The sequence below is a fragment of the Pseudoalteromonas sp. PAR1 genome (assembly GCF_947311895.1).
GTDB classification, from domain to species: Bacteria; Pseudomonadota; Gammaproteobacteria; order Enterobacterales; family Alteromonadaceae; genus Pseudoalteromonas; species Pseudoalteromonas lipolytica_C.
The window spans coordinates 109,637-126,680 of sequence record NZ_CAMZMY010000009.1; the positions used below are offsets into that span (position 1 = coordinate 109,637).

The following is a 17,044-nucleotide window of genomic DNA, read 5'->3' on the forward strand; positions in this document are numbered from 1 at the left end:
GTAAGTGGAGAAGCCATAAACAAACTGATAGTGAACATTTTGAAATCCTCAATTTCGCTGATGTCTTATCTATACCAGTAGCGTGCCAAAACTTAATATATTGATTTTTAATGCATTTTATTTTATTTAATGAGTTACTGCCTGTCCGCGGACAGAAAAAGTGTCCGCAGCGGACACTTTTAAATTGTTGTTTGTTGACGCATAGGTAAAGAAACTCAGTCATTGCGACTAAGGTAGTCTGCTCAGATACATAGTTTGTAACTATGCTAAAGCCAAGAGTAAATAATGATGCAACTGTGCTAGGTGAGACCCCATAAAAAGCTGCATTGATATTCATAAGGTGAATAATTATTCATTTGCTGGTGCAGTTTACGTTAACGTAAAGGTGCGGGTTTTTAGATTGGTTTTTTACAAGTTGTTAAATTTGACACCAGTGTCATAAAAAAATAACGGGTAAAATACGTCTAAATGTAAAAAATTGCTTAGTATTTAATATGTGCCTTCAAGTGAGAAATATTCAAGAATATGAATATGTATTCAAATCTCTATTGACTCATGGAACAATTGGCGATAGTTTTGTTCGTCTGCTAGCACTGTCGCAAAAGACTGAATCGCTAGTCGTTGTAGCAAGGGGAGGGGTCTATGTTATATGACTCAAAATTAGAAAAAGATAATTGTGGCTTTGGCTTAATAGCCCAGGTCAATGGTCAAGCGAGTCACCGCTTGATTCGAACAGCAATCACGGGCTTAGATCGCATGGAACACCGAGGCGGTATTTCTGCAGATGGTAAAACCGGTGATGGCTGTGGTTTATTAATGCAAAAACCCGATAGTTTCTTTCGTGCTATTGCCAGCGAACATGATTGGCATTTAGGTAAGAACTACGCAGTCGGCATGGTATTTTTAAATGCTGATCCTGTACTTGCACAAACAGCTAAAGATGTGCTGAGTGAAGAACTTGAAAAAGAAACCTTGAGTATTCAGGGGTGGCGTGTAGTGCCAACAGATTCATCATGTTTAGGGCCAATTGCAAAAAAACAACTACCTGGCTTTGAACAAATTTTTGTGAGCGCACCAGAAGGCTGGCGTCCAAAAGATTTAGAGCGTCGCTTGTATGTAGCACGTCGCCGTGCAGAAAAGCGCCTCGAAAACGATGAACATTTTTATATTGCCAGCTTATCTGGTTTAGTTACTGTCTATAAAGGCTTAATGATGCCTGTAGACTTACCTAACTTTTATTTAGATTTAGCTGACATTCGCATGACCAGTGCGATTTGTGTATTCCACCAACGTTTCTCTACTAATACACAACCTCGTTGGCCATTAGCGCAACCATTCCGCTATTTAGCGCACAATGGTGAAATTAATACTATTCAAGGTAACCGCCAGTGGGCTCGTGCCCGTGCGTACAAGTTTGCCTCACCACTTATTCCTGATTTGCAATCAGCAGCGCCTTTCGTGAACGAAAGCGGCTCTGACTCTTCAAGCTTAGATAATATGCTTGAGTTGTTCTTAGCGGGTGGTATGGATTTATTCCGTGCTATGCGAATGCTTGTGCCACCAGCATGGCAAAAGAATCGTGCCATGGATGATGACTTACGTGCATTCTATGACTTCAACTCAATGCACATGGAACCATGGGATGGCCCGGCAGGTATTGTAATGTCAGATGGCCGTTTTGCAGCCTGTAACCTTGACCGGAATGGCTTGCGTCCAGCTCGCTATGTAATCACTCAAGATGGTTTCATTACCCTTGCCTCAGAAGTAGGTATTTGGGACTACGCACCAGACGAAGTGGTTGAGAAAGGCCGTGTTGGCCCTGGTGAGCTATTAGTTATAGATACTCATCAAGGTAAGATTTGGCATTCAGATGAGATTGACCAAGACCTTAAATCACGCCATCCATATAAAGCATGGCTAGAAGCAAACGTTAAGCGTTTAACACCGTTTGAGCAACTCTCAGAGAAAGATGCGGGCAACCGTTCTTTTGATGATGAAACTCTGCTTAAGTACCAAAAAATGTTTGGTTACACCAACGAAGAACTTGATAGCGTTATTCGTGTAATGGGCGAAAATGGTCAAGAAGCAACAGGCTCAATGGGTGATGACACGCCATTTGCGGTACTTTCAGAAGGTCATCGTTCACTGTTCGATTACTTCAGACAAAAATTCGCGCAAGTAACCAATCCACCGATTGATCCACTTCGTGAAAATCACGTTATGTCTTTAGCTACTTGTATTGGTAGTGAGCAAAACGTATTTAATGAAACAACAGGCCATGCTAAGCGTTTACAGTTTGATACGCCAATTTTGATGTATGCAGACATGCAACAGCTTATCAATGCTGACGATGAACATTACAGCTATTGTAAAATTGATATTACTTACACCAAAGAAGAAGGCTTAGAGAAAGCGATCACCCGTATCTGTGATGAAGCGCAAGCAAAAGCAGCATCGGGCTGTGTAATGCTTATTCTAAGTGACCGTAACTTTAGTGAAACGCACTTGCCTATCCCGGCTGCAATGGCGGTAGGGTCAGTTCAAAAACGTCTAGTTGATAACAACTTACGCTGTGAATCAAATATCATTATTGAATCGGGCAGTGTCCGTGATGCACACCAATTTGCTGTATTACTAGGCTTTGGTGCAACAGCAATTTATCCGTATCTTGCGTATGAATCGTTAGTTGCGATGACTGACAAAAAGATCTTAAACAAGAGCTACTGTGAAGTAACCCTTGCTTATCGTAATGCGATAAATAAAGGTCTATATAAAATCATGTCGAAAATGGGCATTAGTACTGTTGCTTCGTACCGCTGCTCAATGTTATTTGAGGCAGTTGGTTTATCAGATGCAGTTGTAGAAACCTGTTTTAATGGCGTGGCAAGTCGCATCAAAGGGGCTTGTTTTACAGACTTTGATGATGACCAACGCAAACTACATAAGTTAGCCTTTAGTAAACGTAAATTATTAAGCCATGGCGGCTTATTAAAATATGTTCATGGTGGTGAATACCATGCCTATAACCCAGACGTTATCCAAACACTGCAAAAAGCTGTGCGTTCTGGGGAATATAGCGACTATGTAGCCTACGCTGATTTAGTAAATAATCGCCCGATCACCAATTTACGTGACATGTTGGCAGTGAAAATTCCTGAAGCTGGTGTGAATATCGATGACGTTGAGCCGGCAACTGAGCTCTACAAGCGTTTTGACTCAGCAGCAATGAGTATTGGTGCGTTATCGCCAGAGGCTCATGAAGCGCTCGCGATTGCAATGAACCGTTTAGGTGGTTGTTCAAACTCAGGCGAAGGTGGTGAAGACAAACTTCGCTACGGCACAGAGAAAAACTCGCGTATTAAGCAAGTTGCATCTGGCCGCTTTGGCGTAACACCACACTACTTACGTAGCGCTGATGTAATTCAGATTAAAGTTGCGCAAGGTGCAAAACCAGGTGAGGGTGGTCAATTACCGGGTGAAAAAGTAACGCCATATATTGCAAAATTACGTTACTCGGTACCGGGTGTGACCTTGATTTCACCTCCGCCGCATCACGATATTTACTCAATCGAAGATTTAGCTCAGCTTATTTTCGATTTAAAACAAGTAAACCCAGATGCACTGATCTCGGTGAAACTCGTTTCTGAGCCGGGTGTTGGTACTATCGCAACAGGTGTAGCAAAAGCGTATGCCGATTTAATCACCATTGCTGGTTATGACGGTGGTACAGGTGCAAGCCCACTTACTTCTGTTAAGTATGCAGGAAGTCCTTGGGAGCTTGGTCTTGCTGAAACCCAGCAAGCGCTTGTAGAAAATGGTTTACGTCATCGTATTCGTCTACAAACTGATGGTGGCCTTAAAACGGGTCTAGATATCATCAAGGCGGCTATTTTAGGTGCTGAAAGCTTTGGCTTTGGTACTGGCCCTATGGTGGCACTTGGTTGTAAGTACCTGCGTATTTGTCACTTAAACAACTGTGCGACCGGTGTTGCAACGCAAGACGATACGCTTCGTCAAAAGCATTATCATGGTCTGCCAGAAATGGCGATGAACTACTTTAAGTTTATTGCCGAAGAAGCGCGCCAAATAATGGCAAGCTTAGGGGTTACTCGATTAACCGATTTAATAGGTCGTTTGGACCTGCTTGAAGCCATTGAAGGCAAAACAGAGAAGCAAAAGAAAGTAGATTTGTCATCTGTGGTTGCGGTACCAAATAACCCAACTGGTGAGACACTGTATTGCAGTGCACCTAATAGCTCGCATTATTTAGGTCAGCTAAATGAAACCTTGCTTGAAAAAGCAAAACAAGCGATTGATGAAAAATCGGGCACCTCATTGGTAAGTCGTATTTGTAATACTGACCGCTCAGTGGGTGCGATGTTATCGGGCTATATTGCCTCTAAACATGGTAACCAAGGTATGGCTGCTGATCCTGTCTCTATTGAACTTCATGGTACAGCAGGTCAATCATTTGGTGTATGGAATGCTGGTGGCCTTGAAATGACATTAGTAGGCGATGCGAATGACTATGTTGGTAAGGGGATGGCTGGCGGTAAGCTGGTAATTCGACCGCCGCTGGGTTCATCGTTCGAAAGCCACAAAGCGACTATTGCCGGTAATACCTGTTTATATGGTGCTACAGGCGGCAAATTATTTGCGGCAGGTTGTGCAGGTGAGCGTTTTGCAGTTCGTAACTCTGGCGTACAAGCGGTTGTAGAAGGTGTTGGTGACAACGGCTGTGAATATATGACCGGTGGTGTGGTTTGTGTACTTGGCAAAGTGGGTATCAACTTTGGTGCAGGTATGACAGGTGGTTTTGCTTATATTCTTGATGAAGGCAATGACTTTGAAAAACGCATTAACCCTGAGCTTGTTGAAATTGTCACGCTCGAAGGGTTGGCATCACACCAAGAACATTTACGCGGCCTAATTGCTGAGCATTTAGAGCTTACAGGCTCAAACCGCGCTGAGCAGATTTTAGCTAACTTTGATTTATACATTCCAATGTTTAAATTAGTTAAGCCAAAATCTAGTGATGTAAAAAGTTTACTCGGACACCGAGCGCGCAGCAGCGCAGAGCTTCGTGTTCAGGCTCAGTAAGGGGGTAGTATGAGCGAAAATGTATACCAGTTTATCGATGTACAACGTGTTGATCCGCGTAAAAAGCCAATTTCAGCGCGTAAGCAATCTTTCGTCGAAATTTACGAGCCGTTTTCTGAGACACAAGTAAACTCACAAGCGGACCGCTGTTTGGATTGTGGTAACCCGTATTGCGAATGGAAGTGTCCGGTACATAACTATATTCCACAATGGTTAAAGCTCATTCGTACGGGCCGTATTTTAGAAGCGGCAGAGCTTTCTCACCGTACTAACAGCTTACCAGAGGTGTGTGGACGAGTTTGTCCACAAGACCGTTTGTGTGAAGGCTCATGTACACTTGAAGAGGAATTCGGTGCTGTTACTATCGGTAATATCGAAAAGTACATCACAGATACAGCCTTTAAGATGGGCTGGAAACCAGATATGTCGTATGTGGTTTGGTCTGACAAAAAAGTAGCAATTATTGGTGCAGGCCCGGCAGGCCTGGGCTGTGCGGATATTTTAGTACGTAACGGTGTAAAACCTGTGGTGTTTGACCGTCATCCAGAAATTGGCGGACTTCTTACGTTTGGTATTCCTTCATTCAAGCTTGAAAAAGAAGTGATGCAAAAGCGTCGTGAAATTTTCACTGAAATGGGTGTCGAGTTTAAGTTAAACACTGAGGTTGGCGTAGATGTTACCCTTGATGAAATACTCGCTGAATATGATGCCGTGTTCTTAGGTGTTGGTACGTATCAAAGTATGCGTGCAGGACTTGAGAATGAAGACGCTGATGGTGTGTTTGATGCACTACCATTCTTAATCGGTAACACCAATCGTGTTATGGGCTATGCCGAAGACAAACAAGCTTATATCGATATGGCTAACGAAAAAGTCGTCGTGTTAGGCGGTGGTGATACAGCAATGGACTGTGTAAGAACCTCTATTCGCCAAGGTGCTACAAAAGTAACTTGTGCTTATCGTCGTGACGAAGAAAACATGCCAGGCTCAAAACGTGAAGTTAAAAATGCCCGTGAAGAGGGTGTTGAATTTACCTTTAACGTTCAACCTAAAGGTATTGTGGTTGACGAACAAGGCAAAGTTGCAGGCGTAAAAATGGTTAAAACTCAGTTGGGTGAACCAGATGAGAATGGCCGTCGTCGTGCCGAAGAAGTGGCCGGTTCTGAACATGTTATTGAAGCAACTAAAGTGCTAATGGCATTTGGTTTTAAACCTCATAAAATGGATTGGTTGGAGCCGTATGGCGTTGAAATCAATCATTGGGGTGGCATTAATGCTCCTGAGCAAGGAGAATTTACTCACCAAACAACGAACCCTAAAATCTTTGCGGGTGGTGATATAGTTCGCGGTTCAGATTTAGTTGTTACAGCTATTTTCGAAGGCCGAAATGCAGCTGAAGGTATAATGGAATATCTTGGCGTATAACTACTTAACTTAATGTACGATTTTGAAAGCAAGCCGATGGCTTGCTTTTTTTATGCTTAATCAAAGCAAAATCATCGCCTCAACTAACATTTGATTTGTTGAGAGTAATCCCCAATAAAGAAAATGAAAAATCATAACCAGCAACGTATAATTAGTCAGTAAAAATGGTTGGATTCTAATTTATCTTCGCAGTTTAGTGCTAGCTCCATATTTGCTCCACATTGTTACGCTTTAATGTTCCAAAGAAGTTTGGATCCAGTATGGACATTTGATGCTAACAACATGGAAAAAAAGAAAATGTTTTGCGAACACATTAATCATGAGCAACTAAACTGTTTTCAACCAAGTTCAAAATCTGAAAATGATTTACTTAATGAGGTTATGAAAAGTGAAGATCTGCACGATATTCTGACTATGGTTTTATTAGACGAAACCTTATCAGACGCGTTTAAAGCGATGGTTAGGAAGCAATTAAAAATAATAAAAAATATGAAACGGAAATAAAAATGTCGCAGATATTAGTCGTTGAAGACGACTTAGATATTGCAGAACAAGTGCTGTTGTTCTTCAATGCATCTGGCTTTACTACTCATCACATTACTGATGGCAGCGCCGTGGTGTCGTGGGTCAAAGAGAATAATCCAGATGCAATAATTCTAGATGTTATGTTACCTAATTTAGATGGCGTGGAGTGCATGAAGCAGATCCGCGCTTTTTCTATGGTACCCATTATTATGGTAACCGCTAAAGTTGAAGAGGCTGATAGGTTAAAAGGGTTAGAGCATGGTGCTGATGATTATGTGTGTAAACCTTTTAGTGGCGCAGAGCTTGTCATGCGTGTTAAGGCTATTTTAAGACGATGTACACCAATATCCCAGCAGCCAACTGAGATGCCTGCTACTATTTGTCTAAACGAAGATGCCTTAGAAGTTGAAATTCAAGGTGTATCGCTCGGTTTAACTAAGGTCGAATTTGACGTGTTTAAGCTTTTATATAAAGCACCAAAACGTGTTTTCTCAAGGCAGCAGATACTTGATCATATTCAACCTAATAACTTTGACATTACCGATCGTGTTATCGATAGCCATATCAAAAACATCCGCAAAAAACTAAAGAATTTACAGTTCTCTCCTAAGATAGTCGCTTCTGTTTACGGTGCAGGCTATCGTTATGATGAACGTCAAATCAATTGATTTGGCGTTCATCGCTTTCACACCTTATTGCAAACGGTACGTTCACCTTTTCTAACAGAATGGCTAAATACGTACACTGATAACTCTCTGGATTGAATATCCTGCCAAATTTGTTTACTAGGAAGTGGACATAATGCGTAATGTAAATATTGGCTTAACGCCTCACCTTCAAGAGCAATTGGAGTTGGCGTTTGTACATACACTTGAATTGCATTAGTTGAATATTTAATCTTGTTTAAACGCCAATGACCTAATAAAAACTGTTTTGCAAAAAACTGTGATATACGCTGTTTTGCAGATTCAGACAGTGGAGGGGACGCTACTGGCTTTTCATAGCTTATATAATAAAGCCCAGCACTTAATAGCAAGCTAGCGATAGCAGCACTGAAAGGAAGATGAGACTTTTTGGTTTTTTTAACTTTGTTTTGACGATGTTTACGCTCAACAGACTTAGCCCATTGAGCATGTTTTAATGACTCTGACATGGTTCCATTCCACAGTAGTTTATAGTGCTATTTAAGCAATAAAATGTGGTGAAAAAATGGAGAAGAAAGCGCTTATTTATTACTTATAGGCAGTAAAATCCTGATACATAAACCACCTGACTTACCCGGTAATGCGCTAATATTACCAGACATTAGCTCTACAAAACTTTGGCAGATCGAAAGCCCTAAACCCGAACCTCCTAATGCACGGCTACGAGACTCTTCAACACGATATAAACGGTCGAAAAGTTTGCCTATATGCGCTTTTCCTACCCCAGGAGAGGTATCATCAACTTGAATAAACAACTCTTGGTTGTTTGCTCTTACTTTAAGGCGAACATGGCCAGGGCTGTCTGTGTATAGGCAGGCGTTAGTAAAAATATTGTTGAGAATTTGGTCAAGCTTTTGCTTATCTACCGTGATTTCAACTCCTTCAGCAATAACAATGTCAGCTAAAAATGTGAGTTGATGGCTGCAAACATAGCGGCGCATGTCTTGCTCGTATTCAGTAAAAATATGTGCTGCATTATATTGTTGAAGATTTAATGTAAGGGTTTTGTTTTCAGCTTGAGATAACTGATATACATCGGATATCAAGTTATTCAGCTGTGCTATCTTGCCATTAATTTTGCTGTAGGCTAGGTCACGGTTTTCTTGAATATCGAGTTCCAGCGCTTCGATATGCAGTTTTAATACACTCAGTGGTGTGCGTAATTCATGGGATATATCTGCAAGCATTTTGTCTTTTTCAATCAAGCTATATTGATATAGCTTTGCTTTAAATAGAGCTTTTCGATGCTTAAAGTAATACAGCACTAAGGCAAGCGTACTGAACAATAAAACAATGCCGGCTGATAACAGCCATATCTGTTTTTCTAATCGCTGATTATTCATTTGAGCTGTAGCGAGTTTGTTTTTTTGTATCTCATCATCAATGCGCTGCTGTTGCTCGATTGCTGTTAATTGTTTTTTGTTCTTTTCAACAGCTTGATTTAAATGCTCTTCAAACAACGACTCGGCAAGTGTGTTTTTAAGTTTTAGCTGCTCAGCTGCTAGTTTGTAATCACCGATAAGTTCAGCATAAATCGCGGTATAACCGTGCTGTTTTTGATTCAATAAGCGGTTATCAATATCAGCGAGTAGTTCTTTTGTGTTACTTAAATAAAGGTTAATCAATATAGGGTTTTTTAGTGCTAGATGTAGTTCGATTAAATTAAAGTAAGAGTAAATTTTGCTTAATGTCGAGCCAGACTTAAGCGCAGCATTTAACCCTGATTCAGCACTACTGAGCGCCATATGTTGGTTGTCTATTTTTAAATACAATTGCATTAGCGTATGTTTCGCGGTAGCCATATTCTCATAGGCGTTGACGTCGGCTAAACGGGTATAGGCGTTATTTAATAAGGGGAGCGCCTGCTCTAAGTCACCTCGTTTATACACTAACTTGGCAAGTTGTAAGCTGGTGTCTGCAATATTCATTTGGTTTTTGGTTTTAATATCAAACTCAAGCGCTTTTTTATAGAAGTACTCAGATTGAGAAAGGTCATCAAGTCTTTGAGCAAGGTTTGCTAAGTTATAAAAGTTAGTGGCAACCAGTTCATAATTATCGCTGTTTTCTAACAAGCCTTGTGCTTTTACTTGATGGTGCATTGATTGTTCAAGATCATTAAGTGTGTCGTATAGCGAACCTAAATTGCTATGGCTTTGTGCTTGTAGATTTTTGTCTTCAAGTTCGTTTGCAAGCGCTAAGGCTGCCATGTAGTGCTTCTTTGCTTCAATTGTTTTTACTTTGCGGCGGTAGTTGATCCCCAACTCTTTTTGGATCTGGTATTGATCCTCTTTACTCAAATTAGCAATTTTTTGTAATGGCAGTAACAGTTCAATCGCCTCGTTGTAATGACCTTTTTTACGTAAAAGTGGCGCTTGAGCCATGGCAACATCATAGGTTGATGAAGTGCTATTATGATCTTTGTATTGCTCAAGAATTGTGAGGGCTTCACTGATTTTTCCTTGGTTTTCAAGGTCAGTGACTTGATTTAATAGAGAACTTGGCAGTGTGGTTGCTACACTTGCGCATGACAAAAAATAAATAGCGATAAGTAAAGAGTATTTCATTAGAGGTTAGAATGGGCTTAATGTGTACGCATACTAACGAGAAAATGTGTAGAAATTATGGAGTTATTAGTTAACGTTTTTCGTTATTTCATATTGTTTAGTGAAAAAGGATTGCTATTAATCTGTTTAAACCTTACATGTTATTATTTTTCACCTTTTTGTCTCATTATCAAAAATTTCTGATTGTTTTCAGATATCTGAAGCCTAAAATCAAGCTGGATGTAATTTATACACAATTGGCATAATAATAAATAATTTATTTATCATTTTTGCTAGTAATAAAGTTTTGATTAATTCTTCAGGCGAAAATACAATGAAAAAATCTATTTTATCTATATTGGTAGCATGTGGGGTACTTGCATCACATGCCTCGGCAAATAACTGCACGGGCGAGTTATATGGTATTAACTCTGGTCGAGGTCATTTAGGATTCGTTTTTTCAATAGATGAACAAGCGCAAAGCGCAGCTGTTCATTCAAAAGCTGCGTTTTCATCTGCAGCGATAGCATTTGATAGCACAAGAAACCGACTTTATTACGTAGCAGCTCCACGACCGCTTTCATATAAGTTAGATGTAAGTGAATTTAATTTAGCGAGCCATGAACTTGCTGACCTGCCGATACAAAGTGAAAAGTATAAATATACTCGTATTGCTTATGTAGATATGGATACAAAAGAACACACTGTTCTTAATCGATCTAATCCGATGACTCGTTTAGCGTATGATCCAAATCGCGATGTTATTTATGGCTCAAAAGGCAGTAAACTTTATGTTATTTCTCCTGAGTCAGGTGAGACGCAGTTCCTAGGTAATATGACTGGCTATGGCAATAGCTCAGATATTCTTCGCGGTGATATGGTTGTAAAAAACGGTGAAGTGTATTTGGTTTCTGCAACCAGTATCTTTTCATTGGATCTTTCTACACTTGAATTATCGAAAAAGTCTGAACATGGTTTAACAACAGTAACCGGTGCTGCGCTAGACCAAAATGGAGAGTTATTAATTTCACGAGAAGTTATTAACGATCAAGGTAATTATAACATTACGAAGTTGTATAAAGCGTCGATTGAAACGGGCAAAACCTGCGCAATGGGTACATACCCAATGCGAATTAATGATTTAGCGTTAAACACACTTAAGCCAGTCGCGTGTTATAGCCAGCCAACTTGTAGTATTGGTGCTCAGCCACTAGTTATCACCAGTATTGATAAAAATAGAAAGGCAACTTGGCAAAACTATACTTTAAATGCCTACTTATTTGATAAACCAATAGCAAAACTGACTAGTTCAGCAAACTTTGGTGAAGACGGTATTGTTAATAAAACGGTTTCAATAAATCATGATTTTGCTGCTGCAAACTCAATTACTGAAGCTGCTATTGATGATTACAATACAGATATCTTTTTTATGGGAAGTTTTCATGACACCGATTTTACAGATGCTGAACTTGCAGAGCTTTACAATTGGTCAAAAAAATCTGGCAATGTAACTATTATTGCGGCTGATTCTGATATGCCGAATGAAAAAGTCTATGCCAAATGGGGTTATACAGTTACTCGTAATGGTTATGTAGATGGGCCAAATACTCAAAACCCTGATGGTGTTAATACTCAAGCTCAACAAGCTATTTTCGCGGGTCCATTTGGTGGTGTAACGAGTTTCTATCAAGCGGGTGGTGCTAAAGGATATTTTTCTGAAATGCCTGCAGGTACGCAAGTATTAGCAGTTAATCAAGATGGCTTGCCAACGATAGTAAAAGACTCAGCTACTGGTGATATTTTATTGTCTGATAGCGGTATTGTTAACTCTCAAGACAAAGCTGAAAATTACACCTCAGGTACAGGTGTGTCTAGCATGGCAGACCGCTTATTCTTAAACTTAATTAATTACGCTAGTGATATAGATTAATTAGCTACATTTTAACCATCGTGAAGTAAATCACTTTACGATGGTTAATTATATGAAAACTTCATTTTATACATTATTTAAACGTTTAATCTTATAGCTCCTCAATTTATTTTTTCTCTCCTTCTCTATTTTATATTTTTACTTAATATTAATGTTTTTCTTTTTTAGTTTTTAATCATCTGTTTTTATTGTTCTCTCTAAAAATAAGGGTTTTCCTATTGCGTTGTAATGATTTAAAAGTAAATATTCGCCTTTGTAGTATTTAAATAAAAATTAACATTTATTACCTTTCTTATTTTCAATTAGTAGTAAATAAGGTTTGGTTTTATTTTTCAGGTGAATATAAAATGAAAAAGTCTATTTTTTCGATAATGACACTTTGCAGCGCTCTCTCGTCAGGTGCCTATGCAAACATGTGTACTGGTGAGCTGTATGGTATTAACTCTGGCCGAGGTCATTTAGGTGTTGTGTTTTCGCTTGATGAGCAAGCAAAAACGGCAGCAATTCACTCAAAAGCGAAGTTTTCTTCAGCGGCAATGGCATTCGATAGTACTCGTAATCGTCTATATTATGTGTCAGCACCACGGGCTTTAACTTATAAGTTAGACCCAAGTTCATTGAATTTATCTGATGATGAATTGAAAGACTTACCGATTAAAGGCGAAAAGTATAAATACACTAAATTAGCCTACGTTGATATGCAGACAAATACGCACACAGAAGTTGCCCGAACAAGCCCAATGACACGTTTAGCGTATGATCCAGACCGTGATGTTATTTATGGCTCTAAAGGGAGTAAGTTCTATATTATTTATCTTGATTCTGGCGAGACCCAGTTTGTAGGTAATATGACTGGCTATGGTAATAGCTCAGATATATTACGCGGTGATATGGTTGTTAAAAACGGGGAAGTGTACTTAGTTTCTGCAACCAGTATTTTCTCATTAGATCTCTCTACACTTGAACTATCGAAAAAGTCAGAACATGGTTTAACTACAGTAACAGGCGCTGCGCTTGATCAAAATGGTGAGCTGCTTATTTCTCGTGAAGTGATTAACGATCAAGGTAATTACAACGTAACTAAGTTATATAAGGCATCTATAGACACGGGTAAAACATGTGAAGTAGCCTCCTATCCAATGCGCATAAATGATTTAGCAGTTAATACACTAAAACCAGTTGCTTGTTATGCTGAGCCAATTTGTAGCGTAGAATCAGAGTCAATCGTTATCACGAGTATCGATCAAGCCAGACAAGCAACTTGGGCTGGTTATACGCTTAATGGTTGGTTAATGGAGTGGTCTTTAGAAAAACTAACAAGTGCAGCAAATTTTGGTGAAAATGGTGTAATTAATAAACCAATTTCAATAAATCATGACTTTGCAGCGTCAAATTCAATTACCGAACAAGCACTAGATAATTACAATACAGATATCTTTTTTATAGGTAGCTTCAGATTGAGTAATTTCACTGATGCAGAACTTAATGAAGCATATAATTGGTCACTAAAAAAGGGTAATGTCGCAATTATCGCAGGTGATGCTGATTACCCTGAAGAGAAGATTTATCCAAAATGGGGCTATAGGGTAACAGCCAATGGTTATGTGGATGGGCCAAGTAAACCAAACCCTGATGGTGTAGGTTCTCAAGAACAACAAAGAATTTTTGAAGGACCATTTGGAGAGGTAACTGAGTTTTATCAGGCTGGAAGTGCAAGAGGTTATTTTTCTCAGATGCCAGCTGGAGCACAAATTTTAGCTGTAAATCAACAAGGCTTACCAACTATTGTAAAAGACCCTGCAACAGGCGATATCATCTTGGCTGATAGCGGTATGCTTACACTTCAACATAAAGCAGAAAACATCACTCAAGGCCCTACGGTTACCAGTATGGCAGACCGACTACTAATGAATCTGTTTAACTATGCCAGTGAAATAGACTAACTATTTGCTGGTTATGCAAAAATCGCGAAGCTTTAAGTGCTTCGCGATTTTTAATATAAAATTATTCACCAGCAACCAGTTAAGGTGTTTTTCACTCTATTGGTGTGCTGTTTAACTAATAAATAATTAACTCCCACCAATAATACATGGCAGCTTGCAAGCACAATTATCCATGGTGAAATACTTTGTGCTAAAAGACTGACCGTTACCAAGCTCATTAGCATCAAAAGCAATGACGAATTTAATGCAGTTTGTAATAACTGCTTAAAGCGTAAATGTTTCCAACGACTCCAAACAATCAGTAAAAATGCGGTAGTGGGGAGTATAAATAATATACATTCAATTAACGTAACGAATAACTGAGCGCTTTGAGAAGGCGGAGCAGCTGTTGCACCTTGTGAATGGTTAGAGCTTAAGGCAACCAATCCAAGCACCACAGTGATAAACATATTTTTAATATTCATTCATAAACTCTAAACTAATAAATCTTTAGCAGCTAAACACCCAAGCATTCAAATTAGGCATGCGCGTTTATGAGCTCTTTTGCATTGGCTCTTGCCATTTTACTGATGTTATCGCCAGCGAGTAGCCGGGCTATTTCATCAATACGGCCTTCTTTTGTAAGCTTATTCATTTGCGTATAGGTTTCGCCGTCTGCAATTTCTTTTGCAACAAAAAATTGTTGATGCCCAGAGCTTGCTACTTGCGGCAAGTGAGTTACACAAATAACTTGTGTCGATTTACCGAGTTGGCGTAAAAGTTTACCAACGGCTGAAGCGGTTGGGCCAGAAATACCCACATCGACTTCATCGAAAATTAGTGTTGGCGTTGTAACACGTTGAGCAATAATAACCTGAATCGCTAAACTAATACGTGATAGTTCACCACCCGAGGCCACCTTAGAAAGTGCTTGCATTGGTTGACCTGGGTTAGTTGATACTAAAAACGAAACCATATCAAAGCCCATTGAGCTTGGTGCTTTATCGGTGGCTTGCTGAATATCAATCGCAAACTTGCCATTTTCCATCGACAAGTTCGCCATGCTATCGCTAATTAATTGGTTAAGTGTTTGTGCGTAACTATGACGGCTTTCACTTAATAGTTGAGCTGCTTGTTTGTATTGCTCAAGCGCATCATCAATTTCACTTTCAAGCGCACCTAAACGGTCACTGTTATAGCTGATTGATGCTAACTCTTCACTGATAGATTGATGAAACTCAACTAACTCTTCTGGTTTTATATGGTGCTTGCGGGCAAGGTCCATAATACCTGTTAACCGTGTTTCAACTTCATCTAAGCGAGCGGGGTCTAAGTCAGTTACATCGACATAACTACGAATTTCACGGCTTGCTTCTTCAACTTGTACAGCAGCCTCGCTAAGTAGCGCTGCAATGCTCGACAAACTTTCATCATAACTAGCAAGCTCAGCAAATTGCTGCGCACTGTGTTGCAACATTGAACAAGCACTTAGCTCGTCACTTTCGTATAAGTGTTGTAGCTCACGCTGGCATGACTCTAAGATAGTTTGGCTATGACTTAGTTTGTGATGCTCAGCTTCAATCTCCTCAAATTCACCCGGTTGTAAAGCAAATTCATCAAGTTCAGCCACCTGATACTCTAATAACTGTTTTTGAGCTGCTTGTTGCTGTTGCTGCTGCTCTAAATGATTAAATTCTTTGAGTAATGCTTGGTAAGCTTTGTAGCGCTCTTTAACATCAGTTAATAGCTGGTTGTGGCCTGCATAAGCATCAAGTAAATGTAATTGATGCTCAGACTTTAACAAGTGCTGATGGGCATGTTGACCATGAATTGAAATTAAATACTGACCTAACTCTTTTAATTGCGCAGCGGTTACTGAGCTGCCATTAATATAGCTTTTGCTGCGGCCATTTTTACAAATAACTCGACGCAGCAAACACTCGCCGTCGTTATTTGAAAGTAAATGCTGTTCTAAAAACTGTTGGGCGAGCGGAAGTTGGCTAATATCAAACTCAGCGCAGATCTCTGCACGTTCAGAGCCTGGGCGAACCGCAGCTGCATCAGCTCGTTCACCAAGGCACAATGATAGCGCGTCGATGGCAATTGATTTACCTGCGCCGGTTTCACCTGTAATGGCGGTCATGCCATTGTGCCACTCAGTACTCAAGTTACTGACGATGGCAAAATTTTTAATTTCTAACCCAATTAACATACTGTTTATCCACCCAGCTAATTAACTGTTAATTTATACAGTGTTTTTGGGTTTTGCAAATTAAATTTTAAACTTTGCTTAATTCTGCGTTCTGATTTTCTTGGTTTATGTCTTTTGGATTCGATGAGTTCAGCTCTTTTGCTTGTTCATCTGAGGGCATTGTCGGCGGCTGATACTTGATGACTTCAATTAGCGACGGCAAAGATTCCTGATAAAATGACTTGTTGTACTCGATGCCATTGTAAGGAAGTTCAGCCATGAAATATTGAAGGCGGTCAGCTAATTGATCTAATTCTTCTGGTGTCTGCGCTTTGCTCGCTTCCATTATGATGGTATTTATCAATAAATCACTGATGTATTCAAGGTGAGCAAGGTTTTCTTCATTATGAGCTTGAACAACAAAAAAGTTACTCGTAATTTGACTTAAACGCGAAACATTTTTCGGACGAATAAGTTTGCCTTCGCTAAAGTCAATCAACTTGCTTTTAAAGTCATTATTAATTTCTTTTACACGTTGGTTAAAACGTTTCTTTTCAGCCTCAATCGCTTTACGACGGTTGCTTTCAACCATCCAGTAACACCCTAGCAAGGTGATAAGTAATAACAGAGCAAGAAAAACGATATAGCTCATTTCGGTGAAGTATCCTTAAAAAATTACAGCATTAAGTATGATTATTTTGCGC

The 17,044-nt window shown here is 39.7% G+C and carries 11 protein-coding genes; 6 read left to right on the top strand and 5 right to left on the bottom strand.

Going from position 1 to position 17,044, the window contains the following annotated elements:
• Nucleotides 1–642 precede the first annotated feature (642 nt).
• The 4 genes from gltB (at nucleotide 643) to QL229_RS09615 (ending at nucleotide 7,718) form a co-directional block, all read left to right on the top strand.
• The gene (gltB, locus tag QL229_RS09600; RefSeq protein ID WP_135924237.1) at nucleotides 643–5,100 is read left to right on the top strand and encodes a glutamate synthase large subunit; all 4,458 of its coding nucleotides are present in this window, start codon (nucleotides 643–645) and stop codon (nucleotides 5,098–5,100) included.
• 9 nt (nucleotides 5,101–5,109) lie between these two features.
• Nucleotides 5,110–6,525, top strand: a complete 1,416-nt coding sequence (locus QL229_RS09605) for an FAD-dependent oxidoreductase (protein ID WP_135924238.1) — start codon at nucleotides 5,110–5,112, stop codon at nucleotides 6,523–6,525.
• 168 nt (nucleotides 6,526–6,693) lie between these two features.
• Nucleotides 6,694–7,029 carry a hypothetical protein gene (locus QL229_RS09610; RefSeq protein WP_240704511.1) on the top strand — a complete coding sequence of 112 codons (336 nt, stop codon included), beginning with the start codon at nucleotides 6,694–6,696 and terminating at the stop codon, nucleotides 7,027–7,029.
• 2 nt (nucleotides 7,030–7,031) lie between these two features.
• On the top strand, nucleotides 7,032–7,718 hold the full coding sequence (locus tag QL229_RS09615; protein WP_281546807.1) for a response regulator: 687 nt from the start codon (nucleotides 7,032–7,034) through the stop codon (nucleotides 7,716–7,718).
• A 17-nt stretch (nucleotides 7,719–7,735) separates the two neighbouring features.
• Here the strand turns inward: QL229_RS09615 and QL229_RS09620 are convergent, their stop codons facing one another.
• Both QL229_RS09620 and QL229_RS09625 read right to left on the bottom strand, forming a co-directional pair.
• Nucleotides 7,736–8,203: a hypothetical protein gene (locus tag QL229_RS09620; protein WP_138557910.1), complete on the bottom strand. Its 468-nt coding sequence runs from the start codon at nucleotides 8,201–8,203 to the stop codon at nucleotides 7,736–7,738.
• Nucleotides 8,204–8,275: 72 nt separating this feature from the next.
• Nucleotides 8,276–10,318 carry an ATP-binding protein gene (locus tag QL229_RS09625; protein WP_138557909.1) on the bottom strand — a complete coding sequence of 681 codons (2,043 nt, stop codon included), beginning with the start codon at nucleotides 10,316–10,318 and terminating at the stop codon, nucleotides 8,276–8,278.
• 313 nt (nucleotides 10,319–10,631) lie between these two features.
• Here QL229_RS09625 and QL229_RS09630 point away from each other — a divergent pair, with 313 nt between their 5' ends.
• Nucleotides 10,632–12,227 carry a hypothetical protein gene (locus tag QL229_RS09630; RefSeq protein WP_281546808.1) on the top strand — a complete coding sequence of 532 codons (1,596 nt, stop codon included), beginning with the start codon at nucleotides 10,632–10,634 and terminating at the stop codon, nucleotides 12,225–12,227.
• Between the two features lie 347 nt (nucleotides 12,228–12,574).
• Entirely contained in the window at nucleotides 12,575–14,170 is a 1,596-nt protein-coding gene (locus QL229_RS09635; protein WP_281546809.1) for a hypothetical protein, read from the top strand.
• 65 nt (nucleotides 14,171–14,235) lie between these two features.
• Here QL229_RS09635 and QL229_RS09640 read toward each other — a convergent pair whose 3' ends face one another.
• The 3 genes from QL229_RS09640 to QL229_RS09650 form a co-directional block, all read right to left on the bottom strand.
• The gene (locus tag QL229_RS09640) at nucleotides 14,236–14,634 is read right to left on the bottom strand and encodes a hypothetical protein (RefSeq protein WP_135924244.1); all 399 of its coding nucleotides are present in this window, start codon (nucleotides 14,632–14,634) and stop codon (nucleotides 14,236–14,238) included.
• Nucleotides 14,635–14,687: 53 nt separating this feature from the next.
• A complete protein-coding gene (recN, locus tag QL229_RS09645; protein WP_135924245.1) occupies nucleotides 14,688–16,361 on the bottom strand; it encodes a DNA repair protein RecN in 1,674 nt (557 codons plus the stop codon).
• A gap of 67 nt (nucleotides 16,362–16,428) precedes the next feature.
• Complete coding sequence (locus QL229_RS09650; RefSeq protein ID WP_135924246.1) at nucleotides 16,429–16,992, bottom strand: hypothetical protein; 564 nt, start codon at nucleotides 16,990–16,992, stop codon at nucleotides 16,429–16,431.
• Nucleotides 16,993–17,044 lie beyond the last annotated feature (52 nt).